The organism is Variovorax paradoxus (assembly GCF_030811855.1).
Lineage (GTDB): Bacteria > Pseudomonadota > Gammaproteobacteria > Burkholderiales > Burkholderiaceae_C > Variovorax > Variovorax paradoxus_L.
The window spans coordinates 170,290-191,661 of the sequence record NZ_JAUSRN010000007.1; the positions used below are offsets into that span (position 1 = coordinate 170,290).

At 66.4% G+C, this 21,372-nt stretch carries 16 protein-coding genes; 9 read left to right on the forward strand and 7 right to left on the reverse strand.

Translation table 11 applies throughout. The features are described from left to right. The first annotated feature begins 15 nt into the window (after positions 1-15). The 3 genes from J2X92_RS15325 (at position 16) to J2X92_RS15335 (ending at position 7,903) form a co-directional block, all read left to right on the forward strand. On the forward strand, positions 16-3,123 hold the full coding sequence (locus tag J2X92_RS15325) for an efflux RND transporter permease subunit (protein ID WP_307576819.1): 3,108 nt from the start codon (positions 16-18) through the stop codon (positions 3,121-3,123). Continuing rightward, on the forward strand, positions 3,120-6,362 hold the full coding sequence (locus J2X92_RS15330) for an efflux RND transporter permease subunit (RefSeq protein ID WP_307576820.1): 3,243 nt from the start codon (positions 3,120-3,122) through the stop codon (positions 6,360-6,362). Before J2X92_RS15325 ends, J2X92_RS15330 begins: the two co-directional genes overlap by 4 nt. Before the next feature lie 122 nt (positions 6,363-6,484). After that, on the forward strand, positions 6,485-7,903 hold the full coding sequence (locus J2X92_RS15335; protein ID WP_307576821.1) for an efflux transporter outer membrane subunit: 1,419 nt from the start codon (positions 6,485-6,487) through the stop codon (positions 7,901-7,903). 109 nt (positions 7,904-8,012) lie between these two features. Here J2X92_RS15335 and J2X92_RS15340 read toward each other — a convergent pair whose 3' ends face one another. Both J2X92_RS15340 and J2X92_RS15345 read right to left on the reverse strand, forming a co-directional pair. Continuing rightward, positions 8,013-8,378: an SPW repeat protein gene (locus J2X92_RS15340; RefSeq protein WP_307576822.1), complete on the reverse strand. Its 366-nt coding sequence runs from the start codon at positions 8,376-8,378 to the stop codon at positions 8,013-8,015. A gap of 106 nt (positions 8,379-8,484) precedes the next feature. Then, the gene (locus tag J2X92_RS15345) at positions 8,485-9,351 is read right to left on the reverse strand and encodes a MurR/RpiR family transcriptional regulator (protein WP_307576823.1); all 867 of its coding nucleotides are present in this window, start codon (positions 9,349-9,351) and stop codon (positions 8,485-8,487) included. 147 nt (positions 9,352-9,498) lie between these two features. Here J2X92_RS15345 and J2X92_RS15350 point away from each other — a divergent pair, with 147 nt between their 5' ends. From J2X92_RS15350 to J2X92_RS15365, 4 genes are all read left to right on the forward strand, one after another. Next, positions 9,499-10,833 carry an aspartate aminotransferase family protein gene (locus J2X92_RS15350; protein ID WP_307576824.1) on the forward strand — a complete coding sequence of 445 codons (1,335 nt, stop codon included), beginning with the start codon at positions 9,499-9,501 and terminating at the stop codon, positions 10,831-10,833. Positions 10,834-10,890: 57 nt separating this feature from the next. Beyond that, positions 10,891-11,808 carry an amino acid ABC transporter substrate-binding protein gene (locus J2X92_RS15355; protein WP_307576825.1) on the forward strand — a complete coding sequence of 306 codons (918 nt, stop codon included), beginning with the start codon at positions 10,891-10,893 and terminating at the stop codon, positions 11,806-11,808. A gap of 13 nt (positions 11,809-11,821) precedes the next feature. After that, complete coding sequence (locus tag J2X92_RS15360; RefSeq protein ID WP_307576826.1) at positions 11,822-12,475, forward strand: aspartate/glutamate racemase family protein; 654 nt, start codon at positions 11,822-11,824, stop codon at positions 12,473-12,475. An 80-nt stretch (positions 12,476-12,555) separates the two neighbouring features. After that, on the forward strand, positions 12,556-13,380 hold the full coding sequence (locus tag J2X92_RS15365; RefSeq protein ID WP_307576827.1) for an undecaprenyl-diphosphate phosphatase: 825 nt from the start codon (positions 12,556-12,558) through the stop codon (positions 13,378-13,380). A gap of 51 nt (positions 13,381-13,431) precedes the next feature. Here J2X92_RS15365 and J2X92_RS15370 read toward each other — a convergent pair whose 3' ends face one another. The 4 genes from J2X92_RS15370 to mutS form a co-directional block, all read right to left on the reverse strand. Then, on the reverse strand, positions 13,432-14,121 hold the full coding sequence (locus J2X92_RS15370) for a response regulator transcription factor (protein WP_307576828.1): 690 nt from the start codon (positions 14,119-14,121) through the stop codon (positions 13,432-13,434). A 145-nt stretch (positions 14,122-14,266) separates the two neighbouring features. Beyond that, positions 14,267-15,076 carry an alpha/beta hydrolase gene (locus tag J2X92_RS15375; RefSeq protein ID WP_307576829.1) on the reverse strand — a complete coding sequence of 270 codons (810 nt, stop codon included), beginning with the start codon at positions 15,074-15,076 and terminating at the stop codon, positions 14,267-14,269. A gap of 18 nt (positions 15,077-15,094) precedes the next feature. Then, positions 15,095-15,934, reverse strand: coding sequence for a proteasome-type protease (locus tag J2X92_RS15380; protein WP_307576920.1), 840 nt, complete (start codon positions 15,932-15,934; stop codon positions 15,095-15,097). Positions 15,935-15,962: 28 nt separating this feature from the next. Then, positions 15,963-18,563: a DNA mismatch repair protein MutS gene (gene mutS, locus J2X92_RS15385; protein WP_307576830.1), complete on the reverse strand. Its 2,601-nt coding sequence runs from the start codon at positions 18,561-18,563 to the stop codon at positions 15,963-15,965. Between the two features lie 191 nt (positions 18,564-18,754). On the opposite strand from mutS, the gene J2X92_RS15390 reads away from it, so the two are divergent. Together J2X92_RS15390 and corA are read left to right on the forward strand one after the other, a co-directional pair. Further along, entirely contained in the window at positions 18,755-19,381 is a 627-nt protein-coding gene (locus J2X92_RS15390) for a hypothetical protein (RefSeq protein WP_307576831.1), read from the forward strand. 33 nt (positions 19,382-19,414) lie between these two features. Continuing rightward, positions 19,415-20,392 carry a magnesium/cobalt transporter CorA gene (corA, locus tag J2X92_RS15395; protein ID WP_307576832.1) on the forward strand — a complete coding sequence of 326 codons (978 nt, stop codon included), beginning with the start codon at positions 19,415-19,417 and terminating at the stop codon, positions 20,390-20,392. A 135-nt stretch (positions 20,393-20,527) separates the two neighbouring features. Here the strand turns inward: corA and J2X92_RS15400 are convergent, their stop codons facing one another. After that, complete coding sequence (locus J2X92_RS15400; RefSeq protein WP_307576833.1) at positions 20,528-21,370, reverse strand: siderophore-interacting protein; 843 nt, start codon at positions 21,368-21,370, stop codon at positions 20,528-20,530. Positions 21,371-21,372 lie beyond the last annotated feature (2 nt).

Consider the following 21,372-nt stretch of genomic DNA (forward strand, 5'->3'; position numbering starts at 1 on the left):
GCGAGCGCGTCCGCGATGAGCCCCTCCCGCCCTTTTATCGAACGGCCGGTGGCCACGGCGCTGCTGATGGTGGCCATCGTGCTGGCCGGCCTCGTCGGCCTGCGGCTGCTGCCGCTGGCCGCGCTGCCGCAGGTCGACTACCCGACCATCCAGGTGCAGACGCTCTACCCCGGCGGCAGCCCCGAGGTCATGGGCCGCACCGTGACGGCCCCGCTCGAGCGCCAGTTCGGCCAGATGGCGGGCCTCAACCGCATGAGCTCGGTGAGCTCGGCGGGCGTCTCCATCGTCACCCTGCAGTTCGCCCTCGACCAGACGCTGGACGTGGCCGAGCAGCAGGTGCAGGCCGCCATCAACGCGGGCAGCTCGCTGCTGCCGGCCGACTTGCCGGCGCCGCCCGTGTACGCCAAGGTGAACCCGGCCGACGCGCCCATCCTGACTTTGGCCGTGAGCTCCGAGACCATGCCGCTTACCGAGGTGCAGAACCTCGTGAACACGCGGCTCGCGCAGAAGATCAGCCAGGTCAGCGGCGTGGGGCTGGTGTCGCTTTCGGGCGGGCAGCGCCCGGCCGTGCGCATCCAGGCCGACACCAACGCGCTCGCGTCGGTGGGCATTGGCCTTGACACGCTGCGCAGCGCCATCACCGCGGCCAACGCCAACAGCGCCAAGGGCAGCTTCGACGGCCCGCGGCGGGCCTACACCATCAACGCCAACGACCAGCTCGTGACGGCGGACGACTACAAGAACCTCATCGTCGCGTGGAAAAACGGCGCACCGGTGCGGATGACCGACGTGGCGCGCGTGGTCGACGGCGCCGAGAACACGCAGCTGGGGGCCTGGGCCGCACTGCGTGCCGGCGAGCAGCCGGCCACGCTCTATCCGGCCATCATCCTGAATGTGCAGCGCCAGCCGGGCGCGAACGTCATTGGCACGGTCGACGCCATCAAGAAGCAGTTGCCCGAACTGCAGGCCTCGCTCCCGGGCTCGCTCAAGGTCGAGGTGCTGAGCGACCGTACCACCGGCATCCGCGCTTCGGTTTCGCACGTGCAGCTCGAACTCGGGCTGGCCGTGGTGATGGTGGTGCTGGTGATCTTCTTCTTCCTGCACAGCGTGCGCGCCACGATCATCGCGAGCCTGGCGGTGCCGATCTCGCTCATCGGCACCTGCGGGCTGATGTACCTGCTCGGCTACAGCCTCAACAACCTGAGCCTGATGGCGCTGACCATTGCCACGGGCTTCGTGGTGGACGATGCGATTGTGATGATCGAGAACATTGCGCGCTACCTGGAAGAGGGCGAGCCGCCGTTCAAGGCTGCGCTCAAGGGTGCCACGCAGATTGGCTTCACCATCATCTCGCTCACGGTGTCGCTCATCGCAGTGCTCATTCCGCTGCTGTTCATGGGCGACGTGGTGGGTCGGCTGTTCCGCGAGTTTGCCGTCACGCTGGCCATCACCATCCTGATTTCCGCCGTGGTGTCGCTCACGCTGGTGCCAATGATGTCGGCGCGCTGGCTCAAACCGCAGGCCGAAGAGGGCGGACGCTTCGGTGCCAGCGTTCAGCGCTTCTTCGACCGCGTGATTTCTCGCTACGACGTGTGGCTGCAATGGGTGTTGCGCCATCAGCCGCTGACGCTCATCGTCGCGGTGGCCACGCTGGCACTCACGGTGCTGCTCTACGTGGTGATTCCGAAGGGCCTGTTTCCGACGCAGGACACCGGGCAGCTGCAGGCGCGCATCGAGGCGTCGCAGGATGTGTCGTACACGCGCATGGCCGAGCTGCAGCAGCAAGCCGCCAAGGCTATCCTGGCCGACCCCGAAGTGGCCAGCGTGAGCTCGGTGGTGGGCGTAGACGCCGCCAACAACACGGCGCTCAACACTGGCAGCATGCTCATCAACATGCGCGCTGACCGCGGCAACCAGGAAGCCACCATGCAGCGCCTGCGCGAGCGGGTGCGTGCCGTGGCCGGCGTCACGTTGTACTTGCAGCCGACGCAAGACTTGACCATCGACGCCGAAACCGGCCCGACCGAATTCCGCGTCTCGCTCGAAGGGGTGGACACCAAGACCGTCGATACCTGGGCGCAGAAGCTGGTGGAACGCCTTCGCTCCGAACCGCTGGTGCGCAATCCCACCACCACGGCGGGTGCGCAGGGCTTGGCAGCTTACGTGGACATCGACCGCAACACGGCCTCGCGCCTCTCCGTCACGGCCAGCTCGGTGGACGACACGCTCTACAGCGCCTTCGGCCAGCGCATAGTCTCCACCATCTTCACCGAAACCAACCAGTACCGGGTGATCCTGGAAGCGCAGCGCGAAGCCCTGGCTTCGCCGCAATTGCTGGGCAACCTGCAGTTGCGCACCGGCAGCGGCGGCGCCACCACGCTGTCGTCGTTTGCCACCGTGCGCGAGCAGCCGGCGCCGCTGCAGGTGACGCACGTGGCGCAGTACCCGGCGGCCACCGTGGGCTTTGACACGGCGGAGAACGTGGCGCTCGGAAAATCGGTGGCGGCCATTCGCGCGGCGGCCAAGGAAATCGGCATGCCGTCGAGCATGACCATGACCTTCCTGGGTGCGGCGGGCGCTTACGAAAAGTCGCTGTCCAACCAGCTGTGGCTCATCCTTGCGGCGGTGGTGTGCGTGTACATCGTGCTGGGCGTTCTGTATGAGAGCTACATCCATCCGCTGACGATTCTTTCGACGCTGCCTTCGGCCGGCGTGGGCGCGCTGCTCGCGCTCATGGTCACCGGCAACGACCTGGGCGTGATCGGCATCATCGGCATCATCCTCTTGATCGGCATCGTGAAGAAAAACGCGATCATGATGATCGACTTTGCCATCGACGCCGAGCGGCGCGAAGGCAAGTCGCCGCAGGAGGCCATTCACCAGGCGGCGCTGCTGCGCTTCAGGCCCATTTTGATGACCACGCTGGCGGCGCTTTTCGCGGCGCTGCCGCTGATGTTCGGCTGGGGCGAGGGCGCCGAGCTGCGCCGGCCGCTGGGCCTGGCGATCTTCGGGGGGCTGGTGGTGAGCCAGGTGCTCACGCTATTCACCACACCGGTGGTGTACCTGGCCTTCGACCGCATGGGCCGCCGGTTCGGACGCAAGCGGGAGGTTGTGGCCGAATGAACCTCTCCAGGCCTTTCGTCGAACGCCCGATCGCCACGGTCCTCTTGACCGTCGGCATCGCGTTGGCCGGGATCGCCGGGTTCTTCGTGCTGCCTGTGTCTCCGTTGCCGCAGGTCGACTTTCCCACCATCTCGGTGACGGCCAGCCTCTCGGGCGCGAGCCCGAGCACCATGGCATCGAGCGTGGCCACGCCGCTGGAGCGGCGGCTGGGCGTGATTGCGGGGGTCAACGAGCTCACCTCGACCAGCTCGAACGGCTCGACCCGCATCAGCCTCCAGTTCGACCTCAAGCGCAACATCGACAGCGCCGCGCGCGAGGTGCAGGCGGCCATCAACGCGGCGCGGGCCGATCTGCCGGCCACTTTGCGCAGCAACCCGACCTACCGCAAGCGCAATCCGACGGCCGCGCCCATCGCGATCCTGGCGCTCACGTCCAAGACGCGCACGCCGGGCCAGATCTACGAGGCCGTGTCCAACATCGTGAGCCAGAAGGTCTCGCAGGTGGAGGGCGTGGGCGAAGTCGAGATCGGCGGCGGCTCGCTGCCGGCAGTGCGGGTGGAGCTCGAGCCCTTTTCGCTCAACCGCTACGGCATCAGCAGCGAAGACGTGCGCGCCGCCATCCAGGCCAACAACGCCAACCGTCCCAAGGGCGCGATCGAGAACGACGAGCGCCGGCTGCAGATCTACACGCCCTCGCCGGGCCGCCATGCCGTGGAGTACCGCGACATGGTGATCGCATGGCGCAACGGCGCGGCCGTGCGGCTGGGCGACGTCGCGCGGGTGATCGACAGCGTGGAGAACACGCGCACCCTGGGTCTCTTCAACGGCCAGCCGGCGGTGGTCGTGCTGGTCACGCAGGAGCCCGGCGCCAACATCATCCAGACGGTGGACGGCCTGCGCGAGCTGTTGCCCGAATTACGGGCGCAGCTGCCGCAGGACATCGAGGTGCAGGTGGCCTCCGACCGCACCAACTCCATCCGCGCCTCGCTGCGCGAGATCGAGGCTACGCTGATGATCTCCATCGCGCTGGTGGTGCTGGTGGTGGGCCTCTTCCTGCGCCGTGCGCGTGCCACCATCATTCCGGCCGTGGCCACGGTGGTGTCGCTGCTCGGCACCTTCGGCGTGATGCACCTGCTGGGCTACAGCCTGAACAACCTGAGCCTGATGGCGCTGACGGTGGCCACCGGCTTCGTGGTGGACGACGCCATCGTGGTGCTCGAGAACACCAGCCGCCACATCGAGGCCGGCGTGGACCGCATCGAGGCGGCCCTGCGCGGCGCGCGCGAGGTGGGCTTCACCGTGCTGTCGATCAGCCTGTCGCTGGTGGCGGTGTTCATTCCGCTGCTGTTCATGGACGGGCAGATCGGCCGCCTGTTCCGCGAATTCGCGGTCACGCTGTCGGTGGCGGTGCTGATCTCTCTGGTGATCTCGCTCACCACCACGCCCATGCTGTGCGCCATGCTGCTGCGGGCCGAGCAGCCCGATGCCAAGCCGCCGGGGCGCCTGGCGCGCATGGCGGAAGGCGTCTACCAGTGGAGCCTGCGCACCTATGCCCACAGCCTCGACTGGGCGCTCGCGAGCAAGGCCGTGGTCATGGTGGTGCTGCTGGCAGTCATCGGACTCAACGTGTACCTGTTCTCCGCGATTCCCAAGGGCTACTTTCCCGAGCAGGACAACGGCCAGCTCAATGCCGGCTTGCGCGCGGACCAGAGCATTTCATCCGTGGCACTGAGCGAAAAACTGCGCCAGGCGGTCGACATCATTCACAAGGACCCGGCGGTCGACACCGTGGTGGGCTTCGCGGGCGGCAGCCGCTCGGGCGGCGGCTTCATGTTCGTCAACCTCAAGCCGATGTCGCAGCGCACCGAAAAGACCGCGGCGGTCGTCAACCGGCTGCGGCCGCAGCTCAACCAGCTGACCGGCCTGCGCGTGTTCCTGAGCCCGGTGCAAGACTTGCGCATGGGCGGGCGTTCGAGCAACTCCACCTACCAGTACACGCTGAAGGGCGACAACCTGGCCGATCTGCGTACCTGGACCGCCAAGCTGGCCGACCGGCTGCGCCAGGAAACGGCGCTGACCGATGTCGACAGCGACCAGGCGGACAACGGCGTGGAGACCTACGTCGACGTCAACCGCGAAAGCGCCGCGCGGCTCGGCGTGACGTCGAGCGCAGTCGACAACGCGCTCTACAACGCCTACGGGCAGCGCTCGGTCGCCACCATCTACGACGAGCTCAACCAGTATTCGGTGATCATGGAATGGGCCCCACGCTACCAGCGCGCGCCCGTGGTGCTGAAGGACCTGTACGTACCCTCGACGCTCACCACCAGCACCACCGCAAGCGGCGCCACCGTCGTGAGTTCGCTCGCCAACACCACCGACGCGACCACCGGCACCTCGACCACCACGTCGGCCAACCCGGCGCTGCGTACCGCGTCAACTGGCCAGGCGCTGGCTGCGAACACCACGCTGATGGTGCCGCTCTCGGCCATTGCCAAGGTCAGCGAGCGCGCGGTGCCGAGCTCCATTGACCACCAGGACACGGAGCTTTCGAGCACCGTGTCTTTCAACCTGGATGAGGGCGTCACGCTGCAGGATGCGCGGCGCATCGTCGCGCAAGCCGAGGCCGACATTGCCATGCCCGTGAACGTGCGCGGCAGCTTCCAGGGCACGGCGCTGGCGGCGCAGCAATCTCAGGGTCAGCAGTTGGCGCTCATCCTGGCGGCGATCGTCGTCATCTACATCGTGCTGGGCATCCTCTACGAAAGCCTGATTCACCCGATCACGGTGCTGACCACGCTGCCTTCGGCGGGCGTGGGCGCGGTGCTCGCGCTGCTGCTGTTCCGCATGGATTTTTCGATCATTGCGCTGATCGGGCTCTTCCTCCTGATCGGCATCGTCAAGAAAAACGCGATTCTGATCATCGACTTCGCGCTCGAGGCCGAGCGCGCGCGCGGCATCTCGGCCGTGGAAGCGGTGCGCGAGGCCTGCCTGCTGCGTTTCCGGCCGATTCTCATGACCACGCTGGCCGCCGCGCTGGGCGCGCTGCCGCTGGCCATCGGCTTCGGCCAGGGCGCCGAGCTGCGCCAGCCGCTGGGCGTGGCGATCATCGGCGGCCTGGTGGCGAGCCAGCTGCTCACCCTGCTGACCACGCCGGTGGTCTACGTGCTGCTCGACAAGCTGCGCCGGCGCTCCGGCAACGAGCGGCACCTGAGCCGCGCCGCGGGCTCGCCTGTATGAAACCCACCCCCGTCCCTCGCTCACTTCGTGTAGCTCGACTCCCCCTCAAGGGGGCAACACCGGCGGCCCGGCAAAGCCGGTTCCGCGGTGTTCCCGGCCTCCGAGAAAATGAATCCATTGCCATGACACATCGCACCCGCATCCCTTCGCTGTCCGCGCTCGCCTTCGCGGCCATGGTGGCCGGCTGCGCCGTAGGCCCTGCATACCAGGTGCCAAGCTCGGCCATGCCCGCCGGGTGGAAGGAGCAGAAGACCGCCGAGGGCTGGCTGCCCGCGGCCCCGGCCGATGCGCTCGACCGCGGCGACTGGTGGAAGCTCTTCGGCGATGCCACGCTCGACGAGCTGGCCGCCAGGGTGCAGGTGTCGAACCAGAACATTGCCGCGGCCGTGGCCAACTACGCGCAGGCGCAGGCCCTGGTGCGGGGAGAGCGCGCCGCGCTGTTTCCCACGGTTTCGCTCGATGGCAGCGGCCGGCGAAGCGGCAACATCGGCGGCAGCAGCAATGCGTCCAACGCCTTTTCCGCCACGTTGGGGGTCGACTGGGCACCCGACGTGTGGGGCCGGCTGCGGCAGGCCGTGACCAGCGCACAGGCGAATGCACAGGCCAGCGAGGCCGACCTGGCGTCGGCGCGCCTGTCGGCCATCGGCGACCTGGCCACCAATTATTTTTCGCTGCGCGAAGCCGACGCCGAGATCGTGCTGCTCGACCAGACCATCGAGGGCTACCAGCGCGCCTTCGAGATCACGAGCAACCGCTACAAGGCCGGCATTGCGGCCCAGACCGACGTGCTGCAGGCGCAGACCCAACTGGTGACCGCGCAGGCCGAGCGCGTGGGCCTGCAGCGCACCCGCACCACGCTGGAGCACGCCATTGCCATGCTGGTGGGCGTGGCGCCTGCCGACTTCAGCCTGCCGGCCGCGCAGTGGACACCGACCGTGCCCGGCATCCCCACCGGCGTGCCTTCCACGCTGCTGCAGCGCCGGCCCGACATTGCCGCAGCGGAGCGCGCGGTGGCAGCGGCCAATGCGCAGATCGGCATTGCGCGGTCGGCGTACTTCCCGAACTTCGGGCTCAGCGCGTCGGTGGGCAGCAGCGCGAGCCGCGTGAAAGACCTGTTCAACGCATCCAACACGCTGTGGGCGCTCGGCCTCTCGGTGGCGCAGGTGGTGTTCGATGCGGGCGCCATCGGCGCAAGCGTCGACTCGGCCAAGGCAGCCCACGATGCCAGCGTGGCACGCTACCGGCAGGCTGTTCTCACGGCGTTCCAGGCGGTGGAAGACCAGTTGACGGCAGGCGCCGCGCTCGCGCAGCAGGAGGGCCTGCGGCGCGAGGCTTCGGCCGCCGCCGACAAGACCGAGCAGCAACTGCTCAATCGCTACCGCGCGGCCCAGGTCAGCTACACCGAGGTGGTCACGGCGCAGGCAGCCGCCCTCAGCGCGCGGCGCACGCTGGTGCAGCTGCAGGTGAATCGCCAGACCGCCGCAGTGGCGCTCATTCAGGCCCTTGGCGGCGGCTGGCAACAGCCCATCCCTCTCCGCTAAGCGGAGCGGACTGGCTGTGCGCGAGATGGGCGTCTGCCCATCTCCTCAGCCCCGGCGCGAGTTGCGCGCGGAGCCGTTCTTCCTTCACGCCGCGATAACGGTCATGCGCTCAGTGCGCGTGACGGTCCATCGACCCGCCGAGGTAGTCCTTGTCGGTCACCAGCACCCAGAGCGCAAGCACCAGGATTGCCGCCGCCACGAGCACCGCATTCACCATCGCTTTCTCGACGGTGGCAAAGCCGAGCACCCAGGGCGAGACGGCCAACCAGATGGCGATGGCGCCTTCTGTCCACTCTTCCCAGGCACGCGGTACCAGGGTCGCCCCTAGCGCCACCGCGCCGAGCACGATGCCTGTCGCCACTGCGCTCCACATCGCGTAAGTGACGTCCTGGAACCCCAGGACCCAAGGCGAGATGATCAGCCACGCACCGAGCGCGACGCTGACTGGGTCTTGCCAATGTTTCACCTGCTTCATGGTCATTACCTCCTGTCGCGACACACAGCCGCGACAGTCGTTCGACTGAACCTTGGCGCCGGGGTTCCGGGATGCGGCGCCGCAGCATCCGATTCGAGGCGGCGTTCTAATTTTTTCGCGGCATCGGCGGCAACAGGTAGGCGCCCGATTCGAACAGCTGCGCCTCGGCCTGATCGATGCGCCGGATTACCGGCTTACCTGCGCGGCTTGCGAGCAGTTCGACCAGCGCCTCGGTCACGGCAACCCCCGCCGCCACCGAGGGAAAGAATGAGGGGCTGTTGATCGTGAAAAGCAGCGTTTCGTCCGCCAGCAGCGACAGCGGCGACGTCACGCTGTCGGTGATGGCCACGATGCGGCAACCGGCCGCCTTGGCCGCCTCTGCCACCTGAAGCGCCTCGCGCGAGTAGGGCATGAAGCTGGCCACCACCAGTGCATCGCCCTTGGCAAAGGCGCGCTGCTGCATTTCGAGCGAGCCGCCCTGGCCGTCGACCAGGTGCACGCTGGCGCGGAAGAGCCGATACACGTAGACGAACGAGAACGCGATCGGAAAGCACGCCCTGAAACCCGCCGCATGCACGGCCGGCGCCTTCTCGATCAGCGCACAGGCCTTTTGCAGCGCCTGCTCGCTCTGCTGGTGCGTGGCCTCGAGGTTGCGGCGCTGCACCTCGAACATCTCGGCCGTCAGGCTTCGGTCCTGCGCGCGGCCGATGAGTTGCTTGGCCCGCCCGCCATAGGTTTCGCTGCCCAGGCCCATGTCGCCGGCAAAGGCTTCCTTGAGTTGCGGCCAGCCCGCATAGCCCAGGTGCTGCGCAAAACGCACCAGCGTGGCGGGCGTGCTCTGCGCGCGCGTGCCCACGTTGCGCATCGATGCGGTCACCACCTCGTTGGGATGGTCGAGCACGTAGCGCGCAACCTGCTGCAGGGCCGGGCTCAACTCGTTGAAACGCTGGCGGATCTGTTCTTTGGCGCCCATGGCGGTGTCTCTTTTCTGGCGGTCGTTGGAACGAATGTACCGGACATGGAACGATGGAACAGTTGACGGAACAAATGTTCCAAATAATAATCCGGCGGAAACGTTGGTTCCAAACACGCATCCGCCATCCACTGCCGCCCAGCCGCCATGACGCACGTCTTCCATCGCCACCTTCGCCACACTCCCCCCGTTGCCGCCGGCTCCGGCGGCATGTTCATCCGCGACGCCGAAGGCCGCGAATACCTCGACGCATCCGGCGGCGCGGCCGTGTCGTCGCTCGGCCATGCGCACCCCGAGGTGCTGGCCGCCATGCACGCGCAGATCGACAAGCTGGCCTACGCGCACACCAGCTTCTTCACGAGCGAAGTGGCCGAGCAATTGGCCGACGAGCTGATCGCTTCCGCCCCTGAGGGCATGAGCCATGCGTACCTGGTGAGTGGCGGGTCCGAAGCGGTCGAGGCGGCGCTCAAGATGGCGCGGCAATATTTCGTCGAGATCGGCCAGCCGCGGCGCACGCACTTCATCGCGCGCCGCCAGAGTTATCACGGCAACACGCTGGGCGCACTGGCCGTGGGCGGCAATGCATGGCGGCGCGAGCCATTCGCGCCCATCCTCGTGCCGGCCACGCATGTGGCGCCGTGCTACCCCTATCGCGAGCAGCGGGCCGATGAAAGCGCCGAGCAATACGGCCTGCGCCTTGCGGCCGAACTCGAAGCTGCCATCCTGGCGCAAGGCGCCGATCGCGTCATCGCCTTCGTGGCCGAAACGGTGGGCGGCGCCACGGCCGGCGTGCTCACGCCCGTGGCGGGCTACTTCAAGGCCGTGCGCGCGGTGTGCGACAAATACGGCGTGCTGCTGATCCTGGACGAGGTGATGTGCGGCATGGGGCGCACCGGCACGCTGCACGCCTGCGAACAAGAGGGCGTGGTGCCCGACCTGATGACCATCGCCAAGGGCCTGGGCGGCGGTTACCAGCCGATCGGCGCGGTGCTGGCGCAGGGCAAGGTCGTCGAGGCCATGTCGAAGGGCAGCGGCTTCTTCCAGCATGGCCATACCTACCTCGGCCATCCGATGGCCTGCGCGGCGGCGCTCGCGGTGCAGCAGGTGATCCGGCGCGACGGCCTGGTCGCCAAGGTGCGCGAAGACGGCGCGGCTTTCGGCGCCATGCTGTCCGATGCGCTCGGCAGCCACGCGCACGTGGGCGACATCCGCGGCCGCGGCTTCTTCTGGGGCATTGAGCTGGTGGCCGACCGCGCGAGCAAGGCGCCGTTCGATCCGGCCATGCGGGTCAACGCAGCCATCAAGAAGGACGTCATGGCGCGCGGCCTGCTGTGCTACCCCTTCGGCGGCACGGTCGATGGCCGGCAGGGCGACCACGTGCTGCTGGCGCCGCCGTTCATCGCAACGCGGCAAGACCTGCGGGAAATCGCCGCCCGCCTCGCTGCTTCGATCGACGCGGTGACGAGTGCCGCCGCCCGCTGATCACTTTCGATCTTCTTTCGCCGTTTTCTTCAACCGCCGTTCCCGAGGAGCGCTTCCATGCCCAAGCGTCGTCTGCCGATTCCCTTCGGTGCTGCCGCTCTCGCGGTAGCCTTCGCCCTGTTGTTGCCGCACACGGCCGCACAGTCCCAGGACAACAACGACACGCTCGCCAAGATCAAGGCAAGCGGCGCCATCACCTTCGGCTACCGCGAGTCGTCGTTCGGCTTCTCGTACCTCGATGGCAACCTGAAGCCCGTGGGCTACAGCATCGAGATCTGCAACCGCATCGTCGAAGCGGTGAAGAGCGAGCTCAAGCTGCCGGCGATCGAGATCAAGTACCAGGCCGTGACCTCGGCCAACCGCATTCCGCTGGTGCAGAACGGCACGGTCGACATCGAGTGCGGCTCCACCACCAACCTGGTCGAGCGCCAGAAGCAGGTGGCGTTTTCGCCCGACATCTTCCGCTACAACGTGCGCATGCTGGTCAAGGCCGATTCGGGCATCAGGAGCATTGCCGACCTGCAGGGCAAGACGGTGGTCACCACCACCGGCACCACCTCGTTCCGCCTGCTGCGCGAAGCCGACAAGGGCCGCAATCTCGAGGTGAACAACCTCGGCGGCAAGGACCACAGCGACTCGTTCCTGCTGGTGGAAAGCGGAAGGGCGCAGGCCTTCGTGCTCGACGACATCCTGCTGGCCGGGCAGATCGCGAATGCGCGCAACCCGAAGGACTTCATCATCACCGGTGAGAGCCTGCGCACCGAGAACCAGTCGCTCATGTTCCGCAAGGACGACCCGGCCTTCAAGGCGCTGGTGGACCGCGTGGTGTCGGGCATGATGAAGTCCGGCGAGATGGAGAAGCTCTACGGCAAGTGGTTCATGTCGCCAATTCCGCCCAAGGGCATCAACATCAACTACCCGCTCAACGCCGAGACGAAAGAGGCTTTCGCCAATCCGTCTTCGAAGGGCATCTGACCGCCGTTCCCTCATGACCCGCATCGCACTGATCCACGCGCTTTCGCATTCGGTCGCGCCCATCAACGCCGCTTTCGAACGCGACTGGCCCGAAGCCGTGCGCATGAACCTGCTGGACGATAGCCTGTCGGCCGATCTTGCGCGCGGTGGGCGCGGCCTCGACGCCGCCATGCACGAGCGATTCCAGCGGCTCGCGCAGTACGCGGTCGACACTGGTGCAGAGGGCATTCTCTTCACCTGTTCGGCCTTCGGGCCCTGCATCGAGGCAGTGGCGCGGCGGCATGCGGGCATTCCGGTGCTCAAGCCCAACGAGGCCATGGTCGCTGAAGCTGCGCAAGGGCAGGGCAAGCTCGGCCTCATCGCGACTTTCGCGGCCACGCTGGTGTCGATGCCGCCAGAATTTCCAACGGGCATTGAACTCGAACCCGCGCTGGCCGAAGGCGCACTCGATGCATTGAATGCCGGCGACACGGAGCGGCACGATGCGTTGATCGCTGCGCAGGCCGTGACGCTGCGCGAGCGCGGCTGCACGCGCATTGCGCTCGCGCAGTTCAGCATGGCGCGCGCACGCGACGCCTGCATGCAGGCGAGCGGCCTGCCCGTGCTCACCACGGTCGACAGCGCGGTGCGGGCCTTGCGGCTGCGCGCCGGTCAAGTCCTTCGATAAGGCCCCCAACGGCCGGGGGGCAGCTGAACCTGGCCTGACTCGATGCCTCGCCATAATTGACGCTCTTTAAAGGAGTAAGCGTGGACATCGTTTTGCTGGTGAAGGCCGCCGTCATGGGCGTCGTCGAGGGGTTGACCGAGTTTCTGCCCATCTCGTCGACCGGACATCTGATTCTTGCAGGCTCGTTGCTCGGCTTCGACGACGCCAAGGCCAAGGTGTTCGACATTGCCATTCAGACCGGTGCGATCTTCGCGGTGATCCTGGTGTACTGGCAGAAGATCCATTCCACGGTGGTTGCGTTGCCGCGGCAAGCGAAGGCAAGGCGTCTTGCGCTCAATGTGATCATCGGCTTCATCCCCGCCGTGGTGCTCGGCCTGATCTTCGGCAAGATGATCAAGGAGCAGCTTTTCACGCCCGTGGTGGTGGCCAGCACCTTCATCATCGGCGGCTTCATCATTCTGTGGGCCGAGAAGCGGCCGCCGGGCTCGATTCGCGTCGAGCACGTCGACGACATGACGGTGTGGGACGCCCTCAAGGTCGGCCTGGTGCAGTGCTTTGCGATGATCCCGGGCACCAGCCGGAGCGGCTCGACCATCATCGGCGGCATGCTGCTCGGCCTGTCGCGCCAGGCCGCCACGGATTTTTCGTTCTTCCTGGCCATTCCGACGCTGATCGGCGCCGGTGCCTACAGCCTCTACAAGGAACGCGCGCTGCTCTCGATGGCCGACGTTCCGCTGTTCTCCGTGGGCCTGGTGTTCTCGTTCGTGAGCGCGTGGCTTTGCGTGCGCTGGCTGCTGAAGTACATCAGCACGCACGACTTCATTCCCTTTGCCTGGTACCGGATCGCATTCGGCATCGTGGTGCTGGCCACGGCGTGGACCGGCACGGTGGTCTGGGCAGAGTAGTAGAAAAAAGAAAACGTCATGCGGCGCAGCAGCGCCGCGAAGTCGACTGCCTCAGCGAAGCTGAACGGATGCGCTACGCAGGGGCTGCGGCGATGCTGCCCGTGCACCGAGCGCCAGCTTTTTGTAGATGTTCCGGGTTCGGCGTTCCACCAACAGCCGGGGCGTCGAGAGCGTCTCGGCGATATCGCGGTGCGTCATTCCTTGCACCACCAGCTCCAGCATGTTGCGCTCGCGCAGAGTCAGCGTGGCCTCGGGCTTGGACCGCAGATCGCTGGCGTGCTGCGCGTACCACGCGAGAACCCGCCGGGCAATGCCAGCGTCGATGGGCGCGCCACCTTGTTCGATGCTGCGCAGCCCGATGCTCAGTTCGAGATCGTCGCGCTCCTTGAGCAGATAGGCCACGGCCCCCGCGCGCAATGCCGAAAAAATGGTTTCCTCGGTCCGCGGCGAGGCGGAAATTGCCACGGCGGGAACCTGCGGATGGTGGACTCGCAGCCATTCGATGAGTTCGATCCCACGCCCGTCCGGCAGGCCAATGTCCACCAGCGCGACCCCGAAACGCTTGCTCTCGAGCAATTTCATGGCCACCGCGTCGTCATCGGTCCACGCGATCTCCGGCTCGTCGCATCCCAGCATCGACAAAACGTAGTGCAAACGCTCCTGCATGGCCCGATCGTTTTCGACCACGAGCGGCGGGCTCAGGGAGATGGCTTCGACGGCTTCCGAAAGGGAAGTTGGCATTTGTGCAGCATTCTGTATCGGTGACCAGCAAAACTGGGACGTTTTTACTTATTTTCCGTAATTGTTACCGATCATTGCACAATGTATCAAGTGGTTTGTCCCGGAGTTGACAGCTGCCCAAGGTGCGGGCCGCCCGCGGCCAGCCTCAGCCTGCCAGGTTGCGCAGCGCCGCCTCGATGGCCGCGGCAGTGGCCAGCGGTTTTTCCATGGGGAACAGGTGCGTGCCATCGAGCATGGCAATGCGGCCTTTGGTGACGTGCTGGGTCATCTTCATGCCGACCTGCTTCATCTCGGCCGACTGGCGACCGCCGATGAAAGCCACCTTGCACTTGAGCGGATTGCGTCGCAACAGGGTGCTGAGGTTGTGGGGCAGGGTGTTGTAGATCGCGGTTTCCACGTTGCGATCGAAGCTCAACTCGCGGGTGTCCTCGCTGTCGAAAGTGCCGTGGTCGATGTAGTCGTGCAGCACCTGCTCGTCCCACTTGGAAAAGGCCTTCTTGCCGCGAAAGTGCTCGAACACTTCCTCGCGGTGTGCCCAGCGGTTCTTGCGCCGGCGGCTCACGGCGCCGGGCGACACGGTCTTCATCAGCGGGGTGCGCTTGACCAGGTTCAGCGTGTTGGCACGCCAGCCGCCGAGCACGGGGGAGTCGAGCAGCACTACGCCGCGGGCGAGCGCCGGATGCATGGCCGCGCACATCAGGCTCAGGAATCCGCCGAACGAATGGCCGACCAAAAACACCGGCCCGCCGGCGCGGTCGGCGAGCTGCCGGGCAAAGTCGGCCAGCTGCTGCACCAGATGCGGCCAGTTGTCGGTGACCGGGTACTTCGGGTCGTGGCCGAACTTCTCGATGGCGTCGACTTCGAAGCCGCGGTTGCGCAGGCTGTCGAGAACGACGCGATAAGTGCTCGCAGGGAAACTGTTGCCGTGCGAGAAAACGACAGGGGGCATCACCATGGCCGCGTTCGGCCTTGCCTAGATCAACTTTTCGTCGGGCGTCGAAATCTTGCGCAGCGGGCTGTGGCGCGTGGCGGGCATCTTCAGCGGATGTTCCGTGGCGGCGTCGTCCCACACCGGGTCTTCGATGCTGTCGAACACCTCGCGCAGCTTCTGGCCCCAGCTGTTGTGCATCATGCGGTAGTAGGGGTTGTCGGCATCGATGCAGATCACGCGATCGGTCTCGAGCTTGTTGGCCTCGTACACCACCAGGTCGAGCGGCAGGCCGACCGAAAGGTTCGACTTCATGGTCGAGTCCATCGACACCAGCGCGCACTTGGCTGCTTCGTCGAGCGGGGTTTCGGGCGTGAGCACTCGGTCGAGCACGGGCTTGCCGTATTTCGATTCGCCGACCTGGAAGTAGGGCGTCTCGGTGGTCGCCTCGATGAAGTTGCCGGCCGCGTAGACCAGGAACAGGCGCATGCCTTCTCCCTTGACCTGCCCCCCGAAGATGAAGGACACGTTGAAGTCGAGGCCCGCATGCTTGAGCGCCTCGGCGTCGCGGTCGTACACGTGGCGCACGGCCGAGCCGAGCACGCGCGCGGCATCGAACATGCTCTTGGCGTTCCAGATGGTGATGGGGTCGCCCTGGGTGCCGTCTTCGCGGGTTTCGCGCAGTTCCTCGATCTGCAGGATTTCGCGCACCGACTGGGAGATGCTCAGGTTGCCCGCCGACAGCAGCACCATGACGCGGTCGCCCGGCTGCTCGTAGACGATCATCTTGCGGAAGGTGCTGATGTGGTCCACGCCCGCGTTGGTCCGCGAGTCGGAAAGAAACACCAGGCCGGCGTTGAGTTTGATGCCTACGCAGTAAGTCATGAGTTCGTCTCGCATGAATCAGGCCCGGTCAGCCGGCGGCACTGCGTTCAAGCGTGTTCAGTTTTTGGAGGGCATAGAGCGCGTCGAGGGCTTCGCGCGGGCTCATGGTGTCGGGATCAAGCGCAGCCAGCGCGGATTCTACGGCGCTGGCCATGGGTGTTTCGGTCGCGGGCGGCGGTGCGAACAGGTCGACCTGTGCACGAGTTTGCGCATGCTGCGATTCAAGTGCCTCCAGCGCCTGCCGCGCATGGTTGACCACAGCGGCGGGCATGCCGGCGAGCCGCGCCACCTGGATGCCGTAGCTCTTGCTGGCCGGGCCGGGCTGCATCTCGTGCAAAAAGACGATGTCGCGGCCGGCTTCGGTGGCGCTCACGTGCATGTTCACGGCGCAGTGGTGCGTGGCCGGAAACTCGGTCAGCTCGAAGTAGTGAGTGGCAAAGAGCGTGAAGGCCTTGCTGCGGTCGTGCAGCTGGGCCGCGATGCCGGCCGCCAGCGCCAGGCCGTCGAAGGTGCTGGTGCCGCGGCCGATTTCATCCATCAGCACCAGCGATTGCGCCGTGGCGCTGTGCAAGATTTGCGCGGCCTCGGTCATCTCGAGCATGAAAGTCGACTGCGCATTGGCCAGGTCGTCCGCCGCGCCAATGCGGGTGTGGATCGCGTCGATGGGCCCGAGCCGGCAGGCCGCCGCCGGCACGTGCGACCCGATGGAAGCCAAGAGCACGATGATGGCCACTTGACGCATGTAAGTGGACTTACCGCCCATGTTGGGGCCGGTGATGATCTGCATGCGCTGCTGCGGGCCCAGCTGCGTGTCGTTCGCAATGAAGCCGCCCGACGACTTTTCGGCCAGCCGCGCTTCCACCACCGGGTGGCGGCCTTGCTGGATCTCGATGCAGGGGTGCGACACGAAGCTCGGCGCGCGCCAGTGCAGCGTGTGGGAGCGCTCCGCGAGCGCGCAGAGCGCATCGAGCGTTGCAATGGCGCCGGCCAGTTGCGTGAGCGCCGGCACCGAGGGTTGCAGCGCATCGAGCAGCTGTTCGTAAAGCCATTTCTCGCGGGCGAGGGCGCGGTCTTGCGCGCTCAGTGCCTTGTCTTCGAAAGCCTTGAGCTCGGGCGTGATGAAGCGCTCGGCGTTCTTCAGCGTCTGGCGGCGGCGGTAGTTGTCTGGCACCTTGGAGAGCGCGCTTTGCGTCACCTCGATGTAGAAGCCGTGCACGCGATTGAACTGCACCCGCAGGTTGCTGATGCCGGTGCGCTCGCGTTCGCTGATCTCGAGCTTCAGCAAAAAGTCGTCGCAGTTCTCGCTGATGGCGCGCAGCTCGTCGAGTTCGGCATCATGGCCTGTTGCGATCACGCCGCCGTCGCGCACCAGGGCTGATGGATCGGGCTTGATGGCGCTCACCAGCAGATCGGCGCAGCCCGGCGGCGGCGCCAGCCGTTCGGCAATCCTGTCGAGCAGCGCGGCCGATGCGGGCAGAAGCGGCGCTAGCTGCTCGGCCTTGGCCAGCGCCAGGCGCAGTGCCAGCAGTTCGCGCGGGCGCACTTGCCGGAGGGCAATGCGCGCCGCGATACGTTCCACGTCGCTCGTGTTCTTGAGCTGCTCGCGCAGCGAGCGCCAGGGTGCGGCCGTGCCGCCCAGCACCGTGGACTGCAGTGCGGCGATGGCTTCGAGCCGCGCCTGCGCCTCGCTGCGGTCGCGCCGGGGCGAGAGCAGCCATCGCTTCAAGAGGCGGCTGCCCATGCCCGTCATGCAGGTGTCGAGCAGCGAGAACATCGTCGGCGAGTCTTCGCCGCGCAGCGTCTGCACCAGCTCCAGGTTGCGCCGCGTGGTCGGCGGCAGCTCGATCAGGTCGCCGTCGCGTTCGACCGAAAGGCGCTGCACGTGCGAGAGGGCGCGGCCCTGCGTGTGCTCGGCATAGCCCAGCAGCGCGGCGGCCGCGGCATGCGCGTTGGTTAGTGATTCGGCGTTCCAGGCGGCCAGGCTGTTGCTGCCCATCTGCTCGCTGAGCTTGCGTTCGCCCAGCCCGCCGTCGAACTGCCACGCCGGGCGGATTGAAAGCGTGAAGGGCGTCGCGGAGCGCGCGGCCTTCAGGCGTTGCTCGAAGGCCGGCGTGACCTCGGCGCTGTAGAGCAGTTCGCTCGGCGCAATGCGCGCGATCCAGGCTTCGAGCGCGTCGGCCGGGCACTCGGCCAGCCGCAGCTCGGCCCCCGTCACGCTGAGCCAGGCCAGCCCGCAGAAGTTACGAGTGCCCGCATGCACCGCGAGCAGCAGCGATTCGCTCTTGTCGTTGAGCAGTTCCGAGTCGGTCAGCGTGCCGGGTGTGACCACCCGCACCACCTTGCGCTCGACCGGCCCCTTGCTGGCGCCGACCTCGCCCACCTGCTCGCAGATGGCGACCGATTCGCCCAGCTTGATGAGTCGCGCCAGGTACGTATCGACCGCGTGGAAGGGCACGCCGCACATCACCACCGGCTGTCCGGCCGACTGGCCGCGCTGGGTGAGCGTGATGTCGAGCAGGCGCGCGGCCTTTTCGGCATCGGCCCAGAACAGCTCGTAGAAATCGCCCATCCGGTAGAACAGCAGCGTGTCCGGATGGTTCGCCTTGAGGCCCAAATATTGCGACATCATGGGTGTATGCCCGGAGAAGTCGCTGGTCGAGGAGGAGGGTTGCGCAGTCGTCGTTTTCACTCGGACGATTATCGGGGACGGCGGACGGCTCGGCCGACGGCCGACCTGGCCGGCTTGCCGACGCGAATCAGCGTCCACCCCGCCGTTCTAAAATCTGCCAGCGCGAACCCCGCGTGAAGAACAAGGCGCCCATGGTCCACCCGGATGAATTCAAAGGCCCTGACGCAGACGCGCTGCCCGACACCGCCACCCTGCCCGCGGAACTCGCCGCGCTGTATCTCTGCATGTCGCCGGCCCAGCTCGCTGACCTGCGCAAATCGAGGCGGCCCGATGGCCGAGCTGGCAACGGCCCGCCCATCATCAAGCCTGTCGAAAGCAGCGCAAAAGGGGCGAAAGACCCGGTGCTCTACGAACTCGGCACCTTGCGCGAGTTTGCGAAGTCACACACCGCCGCTACAGCCTTCGACACCGCGTTGAACTCTGGGATGTTGGGCTGGGTGACCGCCAAACTGCCTTTCTTGGCCGAGCTCGAACCTCGTGTCAAGCGTGGCCGGCGCGTACTCATCGGCGGCGCGTGGGACCGAGCGGACCCGTTGCGAGAGAAGCGCTTCGTGGAGCTGGCGAAGGGCCGCATCCGCTTCACATCATTGACATGCGCCGAAGCCGCTGCGAGCCTGTGGGCCGACGTTGCAAGCCACTCGGCGTTCGCCGAAAAGGGGCTCGCCCTGCTCAAGAGCGAGACCGAGGCCATCGAGGCTTCGCTGGCAGCCACCGCCCTCCTGGCCGCGGCTTCGAATCCGGATGCGGTGAAGACCTGACCCCAGATCCAGTTTGACCATGGACGAGTACCGATGCTGATCAACTGCGTTGCCTATGAAAACGGCGCCAAGCTCGCCGATATTCCGGTGGAGGACATCAGCGAATACATCATCCGGCCCGGCTGCTTCGTCTGGGTGGCGCTGAGCGACGCCACGCCGGAAGAGCTGGCCCAGATGCAGGACGAGTTCAACCTGCATCCGCTGGCGGTGGAAGACGCCCACCATGGCCACCAGCGACCCAAGGTGGAGGAATATGGCGACTCGCTCTTCGTGGTGATGCACCTGGTCGAGCCCGCTCCCGAGGGCGAACATTCAGTGAACGTGGGCGAGGTCGATGTGTTCGTGGGCAAGAACTACGTGCTCTCGGTGCGCAACCGCAGCAAACAGGGCTTTCTGGGCGTGCGCGAACGCTGCGAGCGCGAGCCCGAGCTGCTGCGCAACGGCGCGGGCTTTGTGCTTTATGCGCTGATGGATGCGGTGGTCGACCGGTACTTTCCGGTGATCGATGCGCTCGAGGTGGAGCTGGAGGCCATCGAACAGCAGATCTTTACGCAAGGCGGCGCGGCGCGCGACAAGATCAAGCAGCTGTACGACCTGAAGCGACGCAGCCTGATTCTCAAGCGCGCGGTGGCGCCGCTGGTGGAGGCGGCCGGCAAGCTGCACGGCGGACGGGTGCCGCAGATCTGCGTGACGTCGCAGGAGTATTTTCGCGACGTGGCCGATCACCTGGGGCGCATCAACGGCTCCATCGACGCCATGCGCGACACCATCGGCACCGCCATTTCGGTGAACCTTTCGATGGTGACCATCGAGGAGAGCGAAGTGACCAAGCGGCTTGCCGCGTGGGCCAGCATCTTTGCGGTGTGCACCGCGTTCGCCGGCATCTGGGGCATGAACTTCGAACACATGCCCGAGCTGAAATTTCGCTATGGGTATGCGATGGCGCTGGCGTTGATGGGCGGCACCTGCAGCTATCTTTATTACCGTTTCAGGCGCGCTGGCTGGATCTGAGTTTCTTTCTCCCTCCCCTTCCGGGGGAGGGCAGGGGTGGGGGCAAGCGGCGTATCAAGAGCCACGGCCTTTCATAGGCCGTGTGCCCCCATCCCAACCTTCCCCCGAAAGGGGAAGGAGCAAAACCTAAGGCGCTTACTCGTCGTGCGTGTCGTGCGTCGCCACTGCGCCGCGTCGCCAATAGCCCGAGGCGCGAATCCACTTCGGGTTGGCGCTTCGCTCGCCTACCAGATGCGCCCGCAATGCCTTCGCAATCGCCGATTCGCACCCCACCCATGCATGAAAGTCGCCGGCAGGCAGCTTCATCGCCTTGAGCGCGTCGAGCAGCACGGGGCTTACCCCCGGCTCGGCGCCGTTGCGGTGCACCCACTGAAGGGTGAGCTCGGTCTGCGTATCGAACGGAATCTGGTCGGCTTCGCTGTCGACCTCCGCCAGCACCACCACACGCGCGCCGGCCGGCAGCTCGGACAGGCGCCGGGCGATGGCGGGCAGGGCGGTGTCGTCGCCGATCAGCAAGTGCCAGTCGAATTCGGTCGGCACGATGAACGAGCCGCGCGGGCCGCCCACGCCCAGAACGTCGCCGGGCTTGGCCTGCTCGGCCCATTGCGTGGCGGGGCCGGCCTCGTGCAGCGCGAAGTCGATTTCGAGCGTGTTGGCCTTCGCGTCGTACCGGCGCGGCGTGTAGTCGCGCATGGTCGGCCGGCCGCTCGCGGGCCACACCGGGCCGTCTGGGCCGACAGTCGGAAGCGTGAGCTGGCCCGTTGCGGCATCGGGGAAAAAGACCTTCGAGTGGTCGTCGAAGCCCAGGCTCGTGAATCCCGCGAGGTCGTCGCCCGTGAGGGTGATGCGGATCAGGTGCGGCGTGATGCGCTGCGCCGTCATTACGGTGAGCCGGCGAAAACGAAGCTCGTGGCGCACGCGGCGCGGCGTGCGGTCGGGCGCGCCGACAGGGGAGGTTGTGGTGGTGAAGTCAGTCATTC